The following is an 18,025-nucleotide window of genomic DNA, read 5'->3' on the forward strand; positions in this document are numbered from 1 at the left end:
CGCGCCCCGCCCGGACTCGCGTCAGAACAGCGATTCGTCGACTTCCATCAGCGTCTTCGAGCCGGCGCGTGCGGCGCGGATCGTCGACGCCGTCTCGGGCAGCAGGCGCGCGAAGTAGAAACGCGCCGTCGCGAGCTTCGACTTGTAGAACGGATCGCCCGACGCTTCCTTGTCGAGTGCGAGGCGCGCCATGCGCGCCCAGAAGTACGAGAACACCAGGTGGCCGACGGTGCGCAGGTACGGCACGGCGGCAGCGCCGACTTCGTCCGGGTTCTGCATCGCCTTCATGCCGATTTCCATCGTCAGCTTCTGCACCTTGTCGCCGATGTCCGCGAGCGGGTTGATGAACTCGGCCATTTCCGGCTTCACGCCTTCGGCTTCCGCGAATTCGGTGACGAGCTTGCCGAACTTCTTCAGCTTCGCGCCCATGTCGCCGAGCACCTTGCGGCCCAGCAGGTCGAGCGACTGGATCGAGTTCGTGCCTTCGTAGATCATGTTGATCCGCGCGTCGCGCACGTACTGCTCCATGCCCCACTCGGAGATGAAGCCGTGGCCGCCGTAGATCTGCATCGCGTGGTTGGTCGACTCGAACGCGTTGTCGGTCAGGAACGCCTTGATGATCGGCGTGAGCAGCGCGACGAGGTCGGCCGCTTCCTTGCGCACCGCTTCGTCAGCGTGCGACAGTTCCTTGTCGATCTGCAGCGCGGACCAGTACGTGAATGCGCGCGCGCCTTCGGCGTAGGCCTTCTGCGTGAGCAGCATGCGGCGCACGTCCGGGTGCACGATGATCGGGTCGGCCGGCTTGTCCGGTGCCTTCGGGCCCGTCAGCGAGCGCATCTGCAGCCGTTCCTTCGCATACATGAGCGAATTCTGGTACGCGACTTCCGTGAGGCCGAGGCCTTGCATGCCGACGCCGAGGCGCGCGGCATTCATCATCACGAACATCGCGTTCAAGCCCTTGTTCGGCTCGCCGACCATCCAGCCCTTCGCGCCGTCGAGGTTCATCACGCACGTCGAGTTGCCGTGGATGCCCATCTTGTGCTCGATCGAGCCGCACTTGATGCCGTTGCGCTCGCCCGGCTCGCCTGCTGCGTCCGGAATGAACTTCGGCACGATGAACAGCGAGATCCCCTTGGTGCCCTGCGGCGCTTCCGGCAGGCGCGCGAGCACGAGGTGGACGATGTTTTTCGACATGTCGTGCTCGCCGCTCGAGATGAAGATCTTCGTGCCGCTGATCGAGTACGAGCCGTCGCCGTTCGGTTCGGCCTTGGTGCGCAGGATGCCGAGGTCGGTGCCGCAGTGCGGCTCGGTCAGGCACATCGTGCCCGTCCATTCGCCCGACACGAGCTTCGGCAGGTATTGCTGCTGCAATTCCGGCGCGCCGTGCGCGTGCAGGCATTCATAGGCGCCGTGCGACAAGCCCGGATACATCGTCCAGGCCTGGTTCGCCGAGTTCAGCATTTCGTAGAGCGCGTTGTTCACGAACGCGGGCAGGCCCTGGCCGCCGTAGTCCGGATCGCAGCCGAGTGCCGGCCAGCCGGCCTCGACGTACTGCTGGTAGGCCTCCTTGAAACCGGTCGGGGTCTTCACGACGCCGTCGCCTTCATACGTGCAGCCTTCGCGATCGCCGACCTGGTTCAGCGGGAACAGTACCTCGGAGCAGAACTTGCCCGCTTCCTCGAGGACCTGGTTGATCGTGTCGGCGTCGAGGTCCGCATGCTTGGGCATTTGCTTGACTTCGGCTTCGACGTTCAGAAGCTCGTGCAACACGAATTGCATGTCGCGCAGCGGCGCGGCGTACTGTCCCATGACTCTCTCCAAAGGTGGGCAAAACGGCTCGAGCTCCTGGCGGGCGGATCACGCGCCGCTAACGGCTCTCGCTCTGATACGAAACAATCGTCTTTTCCAGCGCGGCCCACGTGAGGCGCACGGCGTCCGGCGAATGCAGGAAGCGTGCGTCGTGATGCAGGCCGAGCGTGAAGCTGTACAACTCGAAGAGCATCAGGTCCGGATCTGTATCCGCACGCAGATGGCCTTCTTCCTTCGCCTGCGAAATGGCACGCAGCATCGCGGCACGCCAGGCCGTCACGCTTGCGATCAACTGCTCGCGCACGGGGCTGTCAGGCCGGTCGTCGTACTCGACCGCACCGCTGATGTAGATGCATCCGGTCGTCACCTCCTGGATGCGCTTCTCCGTCCAGCGGGCCAGCATCGCCCGAAGGCGCGGCAAGCCTCGCGGCTCGCGCAGGCTCGGAAAGAACACCTCGTTTTCGAAACGATGGTGATACTCGCGAACGACCTCGACCTGCAGGTCCTCACGCGATCCGAAGTGCGCGAACACACCGCTCTTGCTCATCTGCATGCGCTCGGCCAGCAGGCCGATCGTCAGCCCCTCCAGCCCGTCACGGCTGGCGAGGTCCAAAGCAGCTTCAAGTATCGCGGCACGCGTCTGTTCGCCTTTTCGCATAGCTATTTCTGTAACCGTTCGGGGGTTCGAATAAAATCGAACGGCCGTACTATTATTGAGTGCGGCCGCTCGCGAAACAAGGAAATTATTAGAAACCGGTGTCTAACCGAGCCGCTATTTTGCGCGATTCCGGCGGGACCGGAGCGGCTTTTCCGCACGAACGTGCGGACAGATTTTTTGAAGCGAACGCTTAGTCTTCGTCAGTCGTAACCACCGACCGTCAGCGCCTTCATCACGAGGCGATACGCCGTGTAGGCGAGCCAGTTCAGCATGCGCTCGATGCGCGGGCGCGCAGCAAACCGGGCGGGGTCGATTTCCCGGCCGTCGGCAAACGCGGCCGCGATCGCGTCGCGCAGTTCGTTCGTAACAGCATCGTAGCGTACCAGCACGACATTCGCCTCATTGTTCAACATCAGGCTCAGTGCGTCCAGGTTCGACGAACCGACCGTCGCCCAGTTGTCGTCGATCACGGCCACCTTGCCGTGCAGCATCGTCTTGTCGTATTCGGCCACGCGCACGCCCGCGCGTAGCAGCGCGTGATAGAGGAACGGCACGGCCGTATCGAGGGCCGCGAATTCCTTGCGGCCGACCAGGATCCGCACGTCGACGCCGCGTCGCGCGGCGCCCGTCAGCGCACGGCGCAGCTTGCGCCCCGGCATGAAGTACGGATTGGCGAGGAGGATCCGCTGGCGCGCCTGGCCGATCGCCGCGAGATACGCCTTTTCGATCGCGCGGCGGTTCACGACGTTGTCGCGCGCGACGAACGCGACGCTCGGCTCCGTCACGACCCGCAGCGCGCCGGCCTTGACCCACCGGTGGCTGCGCATCCAGCGCCGGAACATGTCGGGAAATGCTTCGCCGGCATGCAGCCCGGCCGCGTATTGCGCATACGGCTTGTGGCCGAACATGATCCGGTGCCACTGCAGTTCGAACGCGGCACGCACGTCGGATACTGCCGGCCCCGCCATCTCGACGGCGAAATCCCAGCGCGGAAACGGCAGCGTGGCGCCGCCCTGCGCATAGTCGTCGATGATGTTGATGCCGCCGCAGAACGCGACTGCATGATCGATCACCGCGAGCTTGCGATGCGTGCGCGAAAAGCCGAAGCGACCGAACAGGAAACGGTTGTAGATGCAGTGCTCGACGCCGGCTGCCACCCACGTATCGAACAACGGCAGGCGCGCCGTGCCGATGCCGTCGGTGATTACGCGCACACGCACGCCGCGCTGCGCCGCGCGGATCAGCGCGTCCGACACCGGCCGGCCGGCCGCGTCGTCGCAGAAGATGTAGGTTTCGAGCATCACCTGCTCGCGGGCGGCATCGATCCGCTCGATCAGTGCCCGGAAGAACTCGCCGCCGCCTTCGCACAACCGCACGGTATTGCCCGACGTGAAGGCGAGCCGCGACGCGGAACCGCGTTCCTGCAGGAACATCTGCCGCAATTGCGCGAAGCGCTTGCGGGCTTCCGCCGTCATGCGGACGAGCCGTGCGGCGCGCGCGACAGTGCCACGCGCGCGGGCAGTTGCAGGATCGCCTCGGCGTTCGACGGCGAGAAGCAGCGCGCGGCCGCCTCGCGGAACGGCAGCCATGCATGGTCGACATGCTCGCGCGGCGACAGCGTCACGTCGACGCGATGCGGCACGCACAGGCCGAACCAGTGCTCGACATTGCGCGTGACGCCCGGTGCATAGCGGTGCAGGTATTGCGGATAGATCGTGTATTCGATCTTGTGGCGCCAGTCGACGAGCGCACTGGCCGGCACTTCCGGCGTGCCGACTGCGATGCCGGTCTCTTCGGCCACTTCGCGCGCGGCGGTGAGCGCGAGCGGCTCGTCGAGCGCGTCCTTCGAGCCGGTCACAGATTGCCAGAAATCAGGCTGGTCGGCACGCTTGATCACGAGCACATCGAGGTCGGGCGTGTAGATCACGACGAGAACGGATTCGGGGATTTTCGGCGGCTTCGTCATCTTTGTTTCATGCAGCACGGGGCCGCGCGCCGGGCAAATGCTCCGAACGTGCGGCAAGTGCTGCGACTGTACCGCAAAAAACGAAAAAGGCGCATCGCTGCGCCTTCTTCATGTGCGTCGTGTGCACGTGGACGCACACACGGCCGGGTACGAAGCGCGTTACGCCTTCGGCTGTTCCGGCTGACGCAGACGGATGTGCAGTTCGCGCAGCTGACGCTCGTCGACCGGGCTCGGCGCCTGCGTGAGCAGATCCTGCGCACGCTGCGTCTTCGGGAACGCGATCACGTCGCGGATCGAATCGGCGCCGGCCATCATCGTGACGATGCGGTCGAGACCGAATGCGATACCGCCGTGCGGCGGCGCGCCGTACTGCAGCGCGTCCAGCAGGAAGCCGAACTTCAGTTGCGCTTCTTCCGCACCGATCTTCAGTGCACGGAACACCTTGCTCTGCACTTCCTCGCGGTGGATACGCACCGAGCCGCCGCCGATTTCCCAGCCGTTCAGCACCATGTCGTAGGCCTTCGCGAGGCAACGGCCCGGATCCGTCTCGAGGTACTCGAGGTGCTCGTCCTTCGGGCTCGTGAACGGGTGGTGAGCCGCGACGTAGCGTGCATCTTCGTCGTCGTATTCGAACATCGGGAAGTCGACGACCCACAGCGGCTTCCAGCCGGCCTGGACGAGGCCGTTCGCCTTGCCGAATTCCGAATGACCGATCTTCAGGCGCAGCGCGCCGAGGCTGTCGTTGACGACCTTCGCGCGGTCGGCCGCGAAGAAGATGATGTCGCCGTCTTCCGCGCCGGTGCGCTCGAGGATCGCCGCGATCGATGCGTCGTGCAGGTTCTTGACGATCGGGCTCTGCAGGCCGTCACGGCCCTTCGCCTTCTCGTTGACCTTGATCCATGCGAGGCCCTTCGCGCCGTAGATGCGCACGAATTCGGTGTAGCCGTCGATGTCGCCACGCGACAGCTCGCCGCCCTTCGGCACGCGCAGCGCCGCGACACGGCCGTCCTTCGCGTTGGCCGGCGTGCTGAACACCTTGAAATCGACGTCCTTCATCGCGTCGGTCAGCTCGGTGAATTCGAGCTGCACGCGCAGGTCCGGCTTGTCCGAACCGAAACGCGCCATCGCTTCCGAGTACGGCATCACCGGGAATTTTGCGTCGAGCTCGACGTCGATCGTCGTCTTGAAGATGTGACGGATCATGTCTTCGAACAGGTCACGGATTTCCTGCTCGCCGAGGAACGACGTTTCGCAGTCGATCTGCGTGAATTCCGGCTGACGGTCGGCACGGAGGTCTTCGTCGCGGAAGCACTTGGTGATCTGGTAGTAACGGTCGAAGTTCGCGACCATCAGCAGTTGCTTGAACAGCTGCGGCGACTGCGGCAGCGCGAAGAACTGGCCCGCGTTCACGCGCGACGGCACGAGGTAGTCGCGCGCGCCTTCCGGCGTGCTCTTCGTCAGCATCGGCGTTTCGATGTCGATGAAGCCCTGCTCGTCGAGGTACTTGCGCGCTTCGATCGCGACGCGGTAGCGCAGGCGCAGGTTGTGCTGCATTTGCGGACGGCGCAGGTCGAGCACACGGTGCGTGAGGCGCGTCGTTTCCGACAGGTTGTCGTCGTCGAGCTGGAACGGCGGCGTGACCGATGCGTTCAGCACGTTCAGTTCGTGGCACAGCACTTCGATCTTGCCGCTCTTCAGGCCGGCGTTGACCGTGCCTTCCGGACGGTTGCGCACGAGGCCCTTGATCTGCACGCAGAACTCGTTGCGCACGCCTTCGGCGGTCGCGAACATTTCCGCGCGATCCGGGTCGCACACCACCTGCACGAGGCCTTCACGATCGCGCAGGTCGATGAAGATCACACCGCCGTGATCGCGGCGGCGCTGCACCCAGCCGCACAGCGACACGGTTTGGCCCAGCAGGTGTTCGGTCACGAGACCGCAGTATTCAGTACGCATCGACATGATGTTTGCTTTCGTTCGGTTTGATCAACGGGCGCCGCAACGCGCGGCCCGGGCGATGATTCTTTACTTACAGCGGCGGCTCGACGGGGCGGCGTGCAGGCGCCGGAGCCGGCGCCGGGGGCGCCACCACGCCCATCGAGACGATGTACTTGAGCGCGGCATCGACCGACATGTCGAGTTCGATGACTTCGCTCTTCGGCAGCATCAGGAAGAAGCCCGACGTCGGGTTCGGCGTCGTCGGGATATAGACGCTCACGTATTCTTCCGTCAGATGATTGAGCACGTCGCCGCCCGGCGTGCCGGTCAGAAACGCGATCGTATACGACCCGCGACGCGGGTATTCGATCAGCAGCGCCTTGCGGAACGCGTTGCCGCTGCTCGACAGCAGCGTGTCCGACACCTGCTTGACGCTCGTGTAGATCGGCCCGACGACCGGGATGTGACGCACCACGGCGTTCCACCACGTGACGAGCTTCTGGCCGATGAAGTTCTGCGTGGCCAGCCCGACGACGAAGATGAACGCGAGCGTCAGCACCGCGCCGATCCCCGGCAGATGGAAGCCGAGCAGCCGCTCGGGCTGCCACGATTCGGGCAGCAGGAGCAGCGTCTGGTCCATCGTGCCGATGATGAGGCCGAGCACCCACAGCGTGATCGCGAGCGGGACGAGAACCAGCAAGCCGGTCAGGAACACCGTTTTCAGGGTCGTCTTTTTCATCATCTGCCGTCAATGAACCGCGCCGGCGGCGCGGGTTGGTCGCAGCCCGGCCGGGCCGCGACGGTCAACTGCTGGCGGCGGGCGCTGCAGCCGGGGCGGGCGCGGCGCTCGTCGTCGTGCTTTCGGAACTGCTCGATGCAGCCGGCGCGGCCGCAGCGGGGGCGGCTTCCATTGCGCCAGCCGGGGCTGCGTCGCCCGATGCCGTCGCCGGCGCGCTGGTGCCGCCCGAACCGCCGCGGAAATCGGTGACATACCAACCCGAACCCTTCAGCTGGAAGCCCGCAGCGGTAACCTGCTTGCGAAAGGCATCCTTCCCGCATTCCGGGCACTGCGACAGCGGCGCGTCGCTCATCTTCTGGAGCACGTCCTTCGCGAAACCACACGCTTCGCATCGATAGGCGTAGATCGGCATGATATTTTTCCCGCGGAAACTGGAAACGGCTTGCAAAACCTTGAATTATAGCCGAAACCCTGCCGCACTCCGGCAACGGCCGCGACACCTGCGCATCAGCGGCGGCGCCACGTGAGCCAGCGCTCGTTCCCCTCGAACACGGGCAGCGAATCGGTTACAGGCAAATCCTCGACCAGCTCGAAGTGCGGCGTGAGCAGCGCATCGAGTTCGGCACGCTCGATTCCGAACGGCGGCCCCTTCGGTTTCGCCATCAGGAAGAAATAGCCGGCCAGCAATCCGTCAGCAGGCAGCAGCTCGGCCATGCGCGCCGCATAGTCGGCACGCATGGCCGGCGGCAGCGCGCACAGGAACGCACGCTCGTACACCCACTGCACGTCGAACGGCGGCCGGTACGCAAAGAAATCGGCCTGTTCGACGACTTCCGCGTGCGCGCCGAGCTGCGCCTTCGCGGCAGCCACCGCCTGCGCGGCGAAATCGATCGCACGCACGGGCCAGCCGGCTTCGGCCAGCCACCCGGCCTCCTGCGCACTGCCGCAGCCGGGAATCAGCACCGCGCACGGCTCGAGCCGATGCGCGAACACGCTGAAACCCTCGGGCACGCCACCGAATTCCCACGGCGTCACGCCACGCTCGAAACGCTCGTTCCAGAACGATGCGTTGCCGGGATCGCGCGTCGTGAAATCGGCGGCTGACGGTATGGCGGGTTGCTTCGGATCGGCCATCGCCCTGCTCCTATCGGTCATGTGCCGTACGCGAGCGCCAGCAGCACACGCGCGACGAGCGCCCCGACGCCGACGGCGAGGCCGAAGATCAGCAGCGCCTGCAGCAGCCGGTTCGTCCGCTTCTGCTCGACGAGGACCTGGCGCATCAGGTCTTCGCTCGCGGCCCGCGGCGCGTCATGGCGCGCGGCCATCGCGTGATGGATCAGGCGCGGCAGTTGCGGCAGCGTCTTGCTCCATTGCGGCGCCTCGACCTTGAAGCGCTCGTACCAGCCGCGCAGGCCGATCTGCTCGGTCATCCAGCGCTCGAGGTACGGTTTCGCGGTCTTCCACAGGTCGAGCTCGGGGTCGAGCGAGCGGCCGAGGCCCTCGACGTTCAGCATCGTCTTTTGCAGCAGCACCAGTTGCGGCTGGATCTCGACGTTGAAGCGGCGTGACGTCGAGAACAGCCGCATCAGCACTTGGCCGAGCGAGATGTCCTTCAGCGCGCGGTCGAAATACGGCTCGCACACCGCGCGGATCGCGCTTTCGAGCTCCTCGACGCGCGTTTCGGGCGGCACCCAGCCCGATTCGAGGTGGAGCGTCGCCACGCGATGGTAGTCGCGCTTGAAGAACGCGAGGAAGTTCTGCGCGAGGTAGTTCTTGTCGAAATCGGACAACGCGCCGACGATCCCGAAATCGAGCGCGACGTAGCGGCCGAACGTGTTCGGATCGAGGCTCACCTGGATGTTGCCCGGGTGCATGTCCGCGTGGAAGAAGCCGTCGCGGAACACCTGCGTGAAGAAGATCTCGACGCCTTCGCGCGCGAGCTTCTTGATGTCGACGCCGGCCGAACGCAGCGTCTCGACCTGGCTGATCGGCACGCCGGTCATGCGCTCCATCACGAGCACCTGCGACGTCGAGAAATCCCAGAACATCTCGGGCACGAGCAGCAGGTCGAGGCCCGCGAAGTTGCGGCGCAGCTGGCTGCCGTTGGCGGCCTCGCGCATCAGGTCGAGCTCGTCGTGCAGGTACTTGTCGAATTCGGCGACGACCTCGCGCGGCTTCAAGCGCCGGCCATCGGCCCACATGCGCTCGGTCCAGATCGCGATGTCGCGCATCAGCGCGAGGTCGGAGTCGATCACGGACAGCATGTTCGGGCGCAGCACCTTGACGGCGACGGCCTTGCCCGCGTGCTGGCCCTGCTTGAGCTTCGCAAAATGCACCTGCGCGATCGACGCGCTCGCGACCGGCTCGCGCTCGAATTCGTCGAACAGCTCGTCGACCGGCGCACCGAGCGACTTCTCGATGATCCCGATCGCGACCGCCGAATCGAACGGCGGCACCTGGTCCTGCAGCTTCGCGAGTTCGTTCGCGAAATCGACCGACAGCAGATCGCGGCGCGTCGACAGCACCTGGCCGAACTTCACGAAGATCGGGCCGAGGCTTTCGAGCGCGTGACGCAGCCGCACGGCAGGCGGATCGGAGTAGCGGCGGCCGATCGTCGTGATCCGCAACAGCAGCTTCACGCGCCGGTCGTCGATCCGGGACAGCATCACTTCGTCGAGACCAAAGCGGATGACGGTGTAGACAATCTTGATGAAACGGAAAATGCGCATGCCCTGCGGCCCTCAGTGCGCGCCGCGCGGGTCGGAACCCGTGCGCGCGCCGATTTTTTGTTCGAGTCGCTCGACCCGCTTTTCGACCCGTGCGAGCGCATCGCGTGCGCGCGCCAGCTCGGCGTCGAAGCCGCCGAGCGACGCGCGCCGGACGACTTGCGGGTTCTCGTCGAGCCAGTATTCGGCGACGGAATCGAGCACGTTGCGGCCGGTGCGGCGCGCGCGCGCGCCGGCGTCGCGCACGACCGTCGCGATCCGGTGTGCCGCCGCGTCGCCGACCAGCTTCGCGAGATCTTCTTCAGGTTCCCAGCGCAGGTGCTCGGCCAGCTTCGCGATCTGCGTCGCGAATTCCGCATCGCCCTCGATCTTCACGTGTTTCATCACGGCCGCCTGGCCGCCTTGCAGGAACGCGGCGACCGTGTCGCCGGCAAGCGCGATCGACACGTCGACCTGTTGCGCATCGTGCGCGTCGACGGCCGACAGATAGCCGTCGGGCTGCACCAGCAGCGTGAGCGTCACGGGAGGCACGTCGATGCGGGCAGTCTTGCCCGAATAGGGAATCAGGCGGTCGCGCGCCCACGATTCTCGGGCGAGCAGGTGATTGACAGCAGCAGCAAAAGGCTTGGCGGCAAAGGTCATCGGGCTGGGAAAGAAAAAACCCGCGCAGGCCGGGCGCCCACGCGGGTTTCTATTGTAACGTCGGATCGTCGGCAGACCGTGGCTGACCGCACACCCGGGCGGCAAGCGGTCGCAGTGCGGCGGCCGTTGCCCGGGTGCCGGCGGCGCGGGCCGCCGGTCACGCTCAGTGCGTGTTGATCTGCTGGATGCCCGCGAGCAGCCAGCCCTGACTGCCCGACTTCGACAGGTTCCACACCTCGTCGAACGGCGCGGCCGACGCATTCGCCGATTCGCGGATCAGGCCGTGGAAGCGCACGCTCGCCGACTGCTCGATGCCGCGATCCTCGATCGCGACCAGTTCCGCGTCGAGCTGCACGACGTCGGTCTGGTTCGATTCGTTGCCGCGCGAATCGAGGTCGATCTTGATCTCGGCGAACATTTCCGGCGTCGTGAACTCGCGGATGTCGGCCAGGTTGCCCTGGTCCCACGCGGCCTGCAGGCGCACGAAATAAACCTTCGAGCTGCGCAGGAACGCTTCGGTGTCGAAGCCGGCCGGCACCTGGAGCGGTGCTGCCGCAGCAGCCGCTGCCGCGCCGGTGGCCGCGGCACCGCCACCGAACACGCCTTGCGCTTCGTTCGCGTAGCTGCTGCCGCTACCCGAATAGTTGCTGCCGGTGCCGCCCTGCTGGAACGACGGGCTTTGCGAGTAGCCGCCCGACGACGACGCCGAGCCGCCGACCGAGTAGGCCGGCTCCTGCGGACGACGGCGGTTCATGAACTTGCGGATCAGCCAGATGCCGACCGCCGCGAGCAGCGCGATCACGATGACGTTCGCCATCATGCTCGCGAATGCGCCGCCCAGGCCGAAGTGCGACAGCAGCGCCGCGATGCCGAGACCGGCTGCGAGGCCGGCGATCGGCCCGAGCCAGCGCGAGCGGTTGGGCTGCGCGGCCGGCGCGGGCGCGGCCGGATTCGCACGCTGCGCCTGCGACGGCGCGGCCTGCTGCATCGGCTGCTGCGCGGGCGGCGTGGCCTGGCGCTGCGTGACGGTGGAGTTCTGGCGGCCGATGCTGCGCCCGCCGCCCATGCGCTTGGCTTCGGCGTCGAGCGATGCGAACGTGCCGGCCGTGAGCAGGCCGACCATCAGCAGCGTGCCGACCCGTCGAGCCCACGGCTTCGACGGCTTGCTACGGTTGAACAACGAACGCGATTCGAACATCAGTTTCTCCGGATGTAAGACAAATGTATGGAAAGAGCCCCTTAGTACTTGGCTCCCATGTGTAAAGCTACCACGCCACCTGACAAATTGTAATATTTGACGGCATCGAGGCCCGCTTGTTCCATCATCGTCTTCAGCGTGTCCTGATCGGGGTGCATCCGGATAGATTCAGCAAGATACCGATAACTTTCAGCATCTTTCGCGAACTTGTCGCCAAGCCACGGTAATACTTTGAAAGAATACAGATCGTACGCCTTTTTCAGCGGATCCCAGACTTTCGAGAATTCCAGCACCATCACGCGGCCGCCGGGCTTCGTCACGCGGCGCATCTCGGCCAGCGCGGCATCCTTGTGCGTCATGTTGCGCAGCCCGAACGCAACCGTGACCACATCGAAGTAGTTGTCCGGAAAGGGAATTTTCTCCGCGTCGCACAGCAGCGACGGCGTCACGATGCCCTTGTCGAGCAGCCGGTCGCGGCCGACGCGCAGCATCGATTCGTTGATGTCCGTGTGCCAGACCTCGCCCGTCGGCCCGGCCGCCTTCGCGAACGACCGGGTCAGGTCGCCGGTGCCGGCCGCAAGGTCGAGCACCTTGAAGCCGGGGCGCACGTTCGCCTGCGCGATCGTGAACGCCTTCCACGCGCGGTGCATGCCCGCCGACATCAGGTCGTTCATCAGATCGTAGTTGCTCGCGACCGAATGGAACACACCCGCCACTTTCTTCGCTTTTTCGTTTTCCTCGACGCTTTCGAAGCCGAAGTGGGTTTTGCTCATCGCGTTGATCCTCAGTAAATGGCAAGACGGCGCCGAGCGGGCGCCGTCGAATTTCAGTGGCAGTGGCCGTGCGACGCGGAGGCCGCCTGCATCGGGGCGTCGCGCTCGACGCCCGCCGCCTTCAGTTTGTCGAAATAGTCGCGCCACAGCGCGTCCTGCTGCGTCGCCAGCTCGTACAGGAAATCCCACGAGTAGATGCCGGTCGAATGGCCGTCGGAGAACGTCGGCTGCAGCGCGTAGTTGCCGACGCCCTCGAGCGCCGTGATCGTCACTTCGCGCTTGCCCGTCTGCAGCGTCTCCTGGCCGGGCCCGTGGCCGCGCACCTCGGCCGACGGCGAATACACGCGCATCAGCTCGAACGGAATCCGGAAACTGTCGCCGTTCGGGTACTGCAATTCGAGCACGCGCGAAACCGCGTGCACGACGACGCCGGACGGAATCGGCGTCGTGGAAGTCAAACCGCTCATGGCTGCCTCGAATCGGTCATGCGTTGAATTTCCTCGCGCACCGCATTGTGCAGCAGCGAGGCCTGCGCCGCGCGCGAGCGCAACAGCGCCTCGGACACGCTGCGCTGGCGCGGCGCCCATACGGGCTGCGGGAAGTGTGCGTCGTTGGAAAAGCGCGGGATCACGTGCCAGTGCACGTGCGGCACCAGGTTGCCGAGGCTCGCGAGATTCACCTTGTTCGGCTGCATCACGCGGCGCACGGCCCGCTCGACCGCGTAGACCACGCGCATCAGATGGGCCCGCTCAGGTTCGCCGAGATCGGAGAATTCGGCCACGTGCGCACCCCAGATCACCCGGCAGAAGCCCGGATACTCGTGCTCGCCCGTCGCGAGGACGACACGCAGCGCATCGTCCTGCCAGAGCACTTCGCCGCCGTCTTCACGGCAAAACACGCATTCCATCGTCGCTCCCATGTGGACGGGCGCCGGCATGCTGCGCCGGCGCCCGCTCGTTCCTGGCCCGGTCGGGCGGTCGTCATGCCCGCATTAGACCAGTACGCGCTCGATCCCGCCATTGTTCGCACGTGCGACATAATCGGCCATCCAGTTCTCGCCGAGCACCTGGCGCGCAATTTCGACCACGATGTAGTCGGCTTCGAGGTTCGCGTCCTCGCTGTAGCGCGACAGGCCCTGCAGGCACGACGGGCAGCTCGTCAGGATCTTCACGTCCGGGCCGTTCGCGGCCGCGGCGGCCGGCGCCGGCGCGTTGCCGGCCACGACGGGGATGCTGCGCAGCTTCGCGGCACCCTTGCGGATCTCCTCTTCCTTGCGGAAGCGGACCTGCGTCGACACGTCCGGGCGCGTGACCGCGAGCGTGCCCGATTCACCGCAGCAGCGCTCGTTCTTCTCGATCTTGTAGCCGTCCTTTTCCGAGCCCATCAGCTCGTTGACGAGCTTTACCGGGTCCATCGTCTTGATCGGCGTGTGGCACGGGTCGTGATACATGTAGCGCGTGCCCGTCACGCCATCGAGCTTCATCCCCTTCTCGAGCAGGAACTCGTGGATGTCGATGATCCGGCAGCCCGGGAAGATCTTGTCGAATTCGTAGCCGGCGAGCTGGTCGTAGCAGGTGCCGCACGACACCACGACCGTCTTGATGTCGAGGTAGTTGAGCGTGTTGGCCACCCGGTGGAACAGCACGCGGTTGTCGGTGACGATCTTCTCGGCCTTGTCGTACTGGCCCGAGCCGCGCTGCGGATAGCCGCAGCACAGGTAGCCCGGCGGCAGCACCGTCTGCACGCCGGCTTCCCACAGCATCGCCTGCGTGGCCAGCCCGACCTGCGAGAACAGGCGCTCGGAGCCGCAGCCCGGGAAGTAGAACACCGCTTCCGAATCGACGGTGGTCGACTTCGGATTGCGGATGATCGGCACGATCTTGTTGTCCTCGATGTCGAGCAGCGCGCGCGCCGTCTTCTTCGGCAGGTTGCCCGGCATCTTCTTGTTGACGAAGTGGATCACCTGCTCGACCATGGGCGGCTTGCCGACCGTTGCGGGCGGATGCTGCGTCTGCTTCGTCACGACCTTCTTCAGCATGTCGTTCGCGAAGCGCTGCACCTTGTAGCCGGCGCCCATCATCACGCTGCGCGCGACGTTGATCGTCTGCGGGTTGGTCGCGTTCAGGAAGAACATGCCCGCCGCATTGCCGGCGTTGAACTTCTTCTTGCCCATCTTGCGCAGCAGGTTGCGCATGTTCATCGTGACGTCGCCGAAGTCGATCTTCACCGGGCACGGCGTCGCGCACTTGTGGCACACCGTGCAGTGGTCGGCCACGTCGTTGAACTCGTCCCAGTGCTTGATCGACACGCCGCGGCGCGTCTGTTCCTCGTACAGGAACGCCTCGACCAGCAGCGACGTCGCGAGGATCTTGTTGCGCGGGCTGTACAGCAGGTTCGCGCGCGGCACGTGCGTCGCGCACACCGGCTTGCACTTGCCGCAGCGCAGGCAGTCCTTCACCGAATCGGCGATCGCGCCGATGTCGGACTGCTTCATGATCAGCGACTCGTACCCCATCAGCCCGAAGCTCGGCGTATACGCGTTGCGCAGATCGGCGCCTTCGAGCAGCTTGCCCTTGTTGAAGCGGCCGTTCGGGTCGACACGCTGCTTGTACGCGCGGAATTCGGCGATCTCGTCGTCGGTCAGGAACTCGAGCTTCGTGATGCCGATGCCGTGCTCGCCGGAAATCACGCCGTCGAGCGAACGCGCGAGCGTCATGATGCGTGCAACCGCCGCGTGGGCGTCCTGCAGCATCTCGTAGTTGTCGGAGTTGACCGGCAGGTTGGTGTGGACGTTGCCGTCGCCCGCGTGCATGTGCAGCGCGACGAACACGCGGCCGCGCAGCACCTGCTTGTGGATCGCCTGCGCCTCGTCGAGGATCTGCTTGAACGCGCCGCCGTTGAAGATCGCGCGCAGCTCCGCGCGGATCTCCTGCTTCCACGAGATGCGGACCGTGCGGTCCTGCGTGATGTGGAACACGGTCGCGCCCGGCTGCTCGTCCGCGCGATCGGCGAACTTCTCGGCAAGCGCCTCGTAGCCGAGCTGCACGAGGTAGTGCTGCGCCTCGCGCAGCGGCTGGTCGAGCCGGTCGCGCACGAATTCCCAGCGTGCGCGCACGCGCTTGAGCAGCTCCAGCGCCTGCTGGACGCGGTCTTCGAGCAGTTCGGCGCTCGGGATCTCGTTCGCGTCGTCGGTCTTGCCGAGCGGCAGGTTGCCGGCACGGAAAAACGCTTCGAGCGCGTCGACGAGCTGCAGCTTGTTCTTCAGCGACAGCTCGATGTTGATCCGCTCGATGCCGTCGGTGTACTCGCCCATCCGGTTCAGCGGGATCACGACGTCTTCGTTGATCTTGAACGCGTTCGTGTGCTTCGCGATCGCGGCCGTGCGGCTACGGTCGAGCCAGAAGCGCTTGCGCGCCTCCGCGCTGACCGCGACGAAGCCTTCGCCGCTCTTGCCGTTCGCCATCCGGATCACTTCGGACGTGGCGTGCGCGACCGCATCGGCATCGTCGCCGACGATGTCGCCGATCAATACCATCTTGGGGAATGCATTGCGCTTGCTCTTGGTCGCGTAGCCGACCGCGCGCAGGTAGCGCTCGTCGAGGTGCTCGAGGCCCGCGAGGATCGCGCCGCCCTGCTTCGACGTTTCGAACAGGTAATCCTTGATCTCGACGATGCTCGGGATCGCCTCGCGCGCCTGGCCGAAGAATTCGAGGCAGACGGTGCGCGTGTGCGCGGGCATCTTGTGCAGCACCCAGCGCGCGGACGTGATGAGCCCGTCGCAGCCTTCCTTCTGCACGCCCGGCAGGCCGGCGAGGAACTTGTCGGTCACGTCCTTGCCGAGCCCTTCCTTGCGGAACCGGCGGCCTTCGATCTCGAGCATCTCGCTCTTCAGCAGCTTCTCGCCCGGCGCGTAGGCGCCGTCGAACCACTTCAGCTCGAAACGCGCGACCGCGATGTCGTGGATCTTGCCCTGGTTGTGCTCGTGGCGCGTGACTTCGAGCCAGTTGCCGTCCGGGTCGACCATCCGCCACCAGGCCAGGTTGTCGAGCGCGGTGCCCCACAGCACGGCCTTCTTGCCGCCCGCGTTCATCGCGACGTTGCCGCCGATGCACGATGCGTCGAGCGAGGTCGGATCGACCGCGAACACGTAACCGGCCGCTTCCGCCGCCTCGGTCACGCGGCGCGTGACGACGCCCGCGCCGGAGAAGATCGTCGGCACCTTGTGCGCGACGCCCGGCAGTTCGGTCAGCTCGACCGCACCGAGTTGCTCGAGCTTTTCGGTGTTGATGACGGCGGAGAACGGCGTGAGCGGCACCGCGCCGCCCGTGTAGCCGGTGCCGCCGCCGCGCGGGATCACGGTCAGGCCGAGCTCGAAGCAGGCCTTGATGAGGCCGGCGATCTCGGCTTCGCTATCGGGGGTCAGCACGACGAACGGGTATTCGACGCGCCAGTCGGTCGCGTCGGTCACGTGCGACACGCGCGACAGCCCGTCGAAACGGATGTTGTCCTTCTGCGTGCAGCGGCCGAGCGCCTTGGTCGCGCGGCGGCGCAGGTCGGCCATCTTCTCGAATTCGTCGGCGAACTCGTTGACCGCGCGCTGCGCGGCGGTTTCGAGCATCTCGACGCGCGAGGCGCGCTCGCGGCCCGCGTCGTCGCGGTGCTCGGTGAGATCCGCGCTGCGGCGCTTGCCGATTTCGGTGAGGCGGTGGTTCAGCGCCTCGATCAGCAGCGCGCGGCGCTTCGGGTTGTCGAGCAGGTCGTCCTGCAGGTACGGGTTGCGGCGCACGACCCAGATGTCGCCGAGCACCTCGTACAGCATCCGTGCCGAGCGGCCCGTACGGCGCTCGGCGCGCAGCTCGTCGAGCACCGACCACGCCTCTTCGCCGAGCAGGCGGATCACGATCTCGCGATCCGAGAAGGACGTGTAGTTGTAGGGAATCTCGCGCAAGCGGGGCGCGGGGTCGGCGGCGACGGCGGCGGCCGCGCCATGCGGATCGAAAACTTGTGGTGCGTTCATGTTCGGACGACTCGGAGGGCCGATACACCGTGCACGGGCGTCGGCAAGCGCGTGGGCGCAATCTTGGGGAAATCTGTTCTGTTACCAGGCGCGCGGCTGTCCTTCATGGGGCCGGAGCGGGCGACTCGCCCCTCCTGGCCGGCGACAGGGCCTGGCGGCACTCGGAACGATCAGCACGATCGCGCGCGGCGCGCATGCCGTTCGGCCGCGGGGCTGGCTGCGCGCGGCGTCGGCTTCAACGGTGCGATCCGAGGGTGCCTCTGCATCTTCCGATCCTTGATTCAAAACGGAATTCTAACCCATGATCGGGCCACGCGTGACACGTCGGACAGGTCGTGGGGCTATCCCCGCGAGCCGCGCCAGGCCTGGCTCGGCGCGATTTCGTGCGATCATTCGCCGTCCGTCCGGTCGGTAACCACGCGGTTAAGCCGGTCAAAAAAGCAGCGCGAGCGCGCCGACGACCCGCCCGTACGGCCTCGTGAGCACGCGCTCGGCATGCCGCTTGCGTGCAGGCAGACCCTTGGCGCTATCATTGATCCTTTACCGTCTGCTTCCGCAC

The 18,025-nt window shown here is 65.8% G+C and carries 15 protein-coding genes; all 15 read right to left on the minus strand.

What is annotated here, in order from left to right; translation table 11 throughout:
* Positions 1–21: 21 nt before the first annotated feature.
* Complete coding sequence (locus FFS49_RS23550; RefSeq protein ID WP_105815043.1) at positions 22–1,809, minus strand: acyl-CoA dehydrogenase C-terminal domain-containing protein; 1,788 nt, start codon at positions 1,807–1,809, stop codon at positions 22–24.
* A gap of 58 nt (positions 1,810–1,867) precedes the next feature.
* A complete protein-coding gene (locus tag FFS49_RS23555; RefSeq protein WP_006751498.1) occupies positions 1,868–2,467 on the minus strand; it encodes a TetR/AcrR family transcriptional regulator in 600 nt (199 codons plus the stop codon).
* A gap of 200 nt (positions 2,468–2,667) precedes the next feature.
* A complete protein-coding gene (gene clsB, locus FFS49_RS23560; protein WP_105815044.1) occupies positions 2,668–3,942 on the minus strand; it encodes a cardiolipin synthase ClsB in 1,275 nt (424 codons plus the stop codon).
* Positions 3,939–4,433: a dihydroneopterin triphosphate diphosphatase gene (nudB, locus tag FFS49_RS23565; RefSeq protein ID WP_071335062.1), complete on the minus strand. Its 495-nt coding sequence runs from the start codon at positions 4,431–4,433 to the stop codon at positions 3,939–3,941. Before nudB ends, clsB begins: the two co-directional genes overlap by 4 nt.
* A 159-nt stretch (positions 4,434–4,592) precedes the next feature.
* Positions 4,593–6,395: an aspartate--tRNA ligase gene (aspS, locus tag FFS49_RS23570; RefSeq protein ID WP_006477843.1), complete on the minus strand. Its 1,803-nt coding sequence runs from the start codon at positions 6,393–6,395 to the stop codon at positions 4,593–4,595.
* Positions 6,396–6,462: 67 nt separating this feature from the next.
* Positions 6,463–7,113 (minus strand): DUF502 domain-containing protein, encoded by a 651-nt coding sequence (locus FFS49_RS23575; RefSeq protein WP_039360100.1) that lies wholly within the window; start codon positions 7,111–7,113, stop codon positions 6,463–6,465.
* A 61-nt stretch (positions 7,114–7,174) separates the two neighbouring features.
* Positions 7,175–7,522: an FmdB family zinc ribbon protein gene (locus FFS49_RS23580; protein WP_105815045.1), complete on the minus strand. Its 348-nt coding sequence runs from the start codon at positions 7,520–7,522 to the stop codon at positions 7,175–7,177.
* A 95-nt stretch (positions 7,523–7,617) separates the two neighbouring features.
* Positions 7,618–8,244 (minus strand): SAM-dependent methyltransferase, encoded by a 627-nt coding sequence (locus FFS49_RS23585; protein WP_105815046.1) that lies wholly within the window; start codon positions 8,242–8,244, stop codon positions 7,618–7,620.
* Between the two features lie 17 nt (positions 8,245–8,261).
* Positions 8,262–9,839 (minus strand): ubiquinone biosynthesis regulatory protein kinase UbiB, encoded by a 1,578-nt coding sequence (gene ubiB / locus FFS49_RS23590; RefSeq protein ID WP_039360107.1) that lies wholly within the window; start codon positions 9,837–9,839, stop codon positions 8,262–8,264.
* Between the two features lie 12 nt (positions 9,840–9,851).
* Complete coding sequence (locus FFS49_RS23595) at positions 9,852–10,478, minus strand: SCP2 sterol-binding domain-containing protein (RefSeq protein WP_039360110.1); 627 nt, start codon at positions 10,476–10,478, stop codon at positions 9,852–9,854.
* A 163-nt stretch (positions 10,479–10,641) separates the two neighbouring features.
* The gene (locus FFS49_RS23600) at positions 10,642–11,676 is read right to left on the minus strand and encodes a TIM44-like domain-containing protein (RefSeq protein ID WP_071335064.1); all 1,035 of its coding nucleotides are present in this window, start codon (positions 11,674–11,676) and stop codon (positions 10,642–10,644) included.
* 41 nt (positions 11,677–11,717) lie between these two features.
* Complete coding sequence (gene ubiE / locus FFS49_RS23605) at positions 11,718–12,449, minus strand: bifunctional demethylmenaquinone methyltransferase/2-methoxy-6-polyprenyl-1,4-benzoquinol methylase UbiE (RefSeq protein ID WP_039360112.1); 732 nt, start codon at positions 12,447–12,449, stop codon at positions 11,718–11,720.
* Between the two features lie 53 nt (positions 12,450–12,502).
* Positions 12,503–12,916, minus strand: coding sequence for a DUF971 domain-containing protein (locus FFS49_RS23610; RefSeq protein ID WP_039360113.1), 414 nt, complete (start codon positions 12,914–12,916; stop codon positions 12,503–12,505).
* The gene (locus tag FFS49_RS23615) at positions 12,913–13,356 is read right to left on the minus strand and encodes an HIT family protein (protein ID WP_105815072.1); all 444 of its coding nucleotides are present in this window, start codon (positions 13,354–13,356) and stop codon (positions 12,913–12,915) included. Before FFS49_RS23615 ends, FFS49_RS23610 begins: the two co-directional genes overlap by 4 nt.
* An 84-nt stretch (positions 13,357–13,440) precedes the next feature.
* Positions 13,441–17,466 carry a DUF3683 domain-containing protein gene (locus FFS49_RS23620; RefSeq protein ID WP_105815047.1) on the minus strand — a complete coding sequence of 1,342 codons (4,026 nt, stop codon included), beginning with the start codon at positions 17,464–17,466 and terminating at the stop codon, positions 13,441–13,443.
* Between the last annotated feature and the right edge of the window lie 559 nt (positions 17,467–18,025).

It is taken from the genome of Burkholderia sp. 4NA327C6 (assembly GCF_005502655.1).
Lineage (GTDB): Bacteria > Pseudomonadota > Gammaproteobacteria > Burkholderiales > Burkholderiaceae > Burkholderia > Burkholderia contaminans.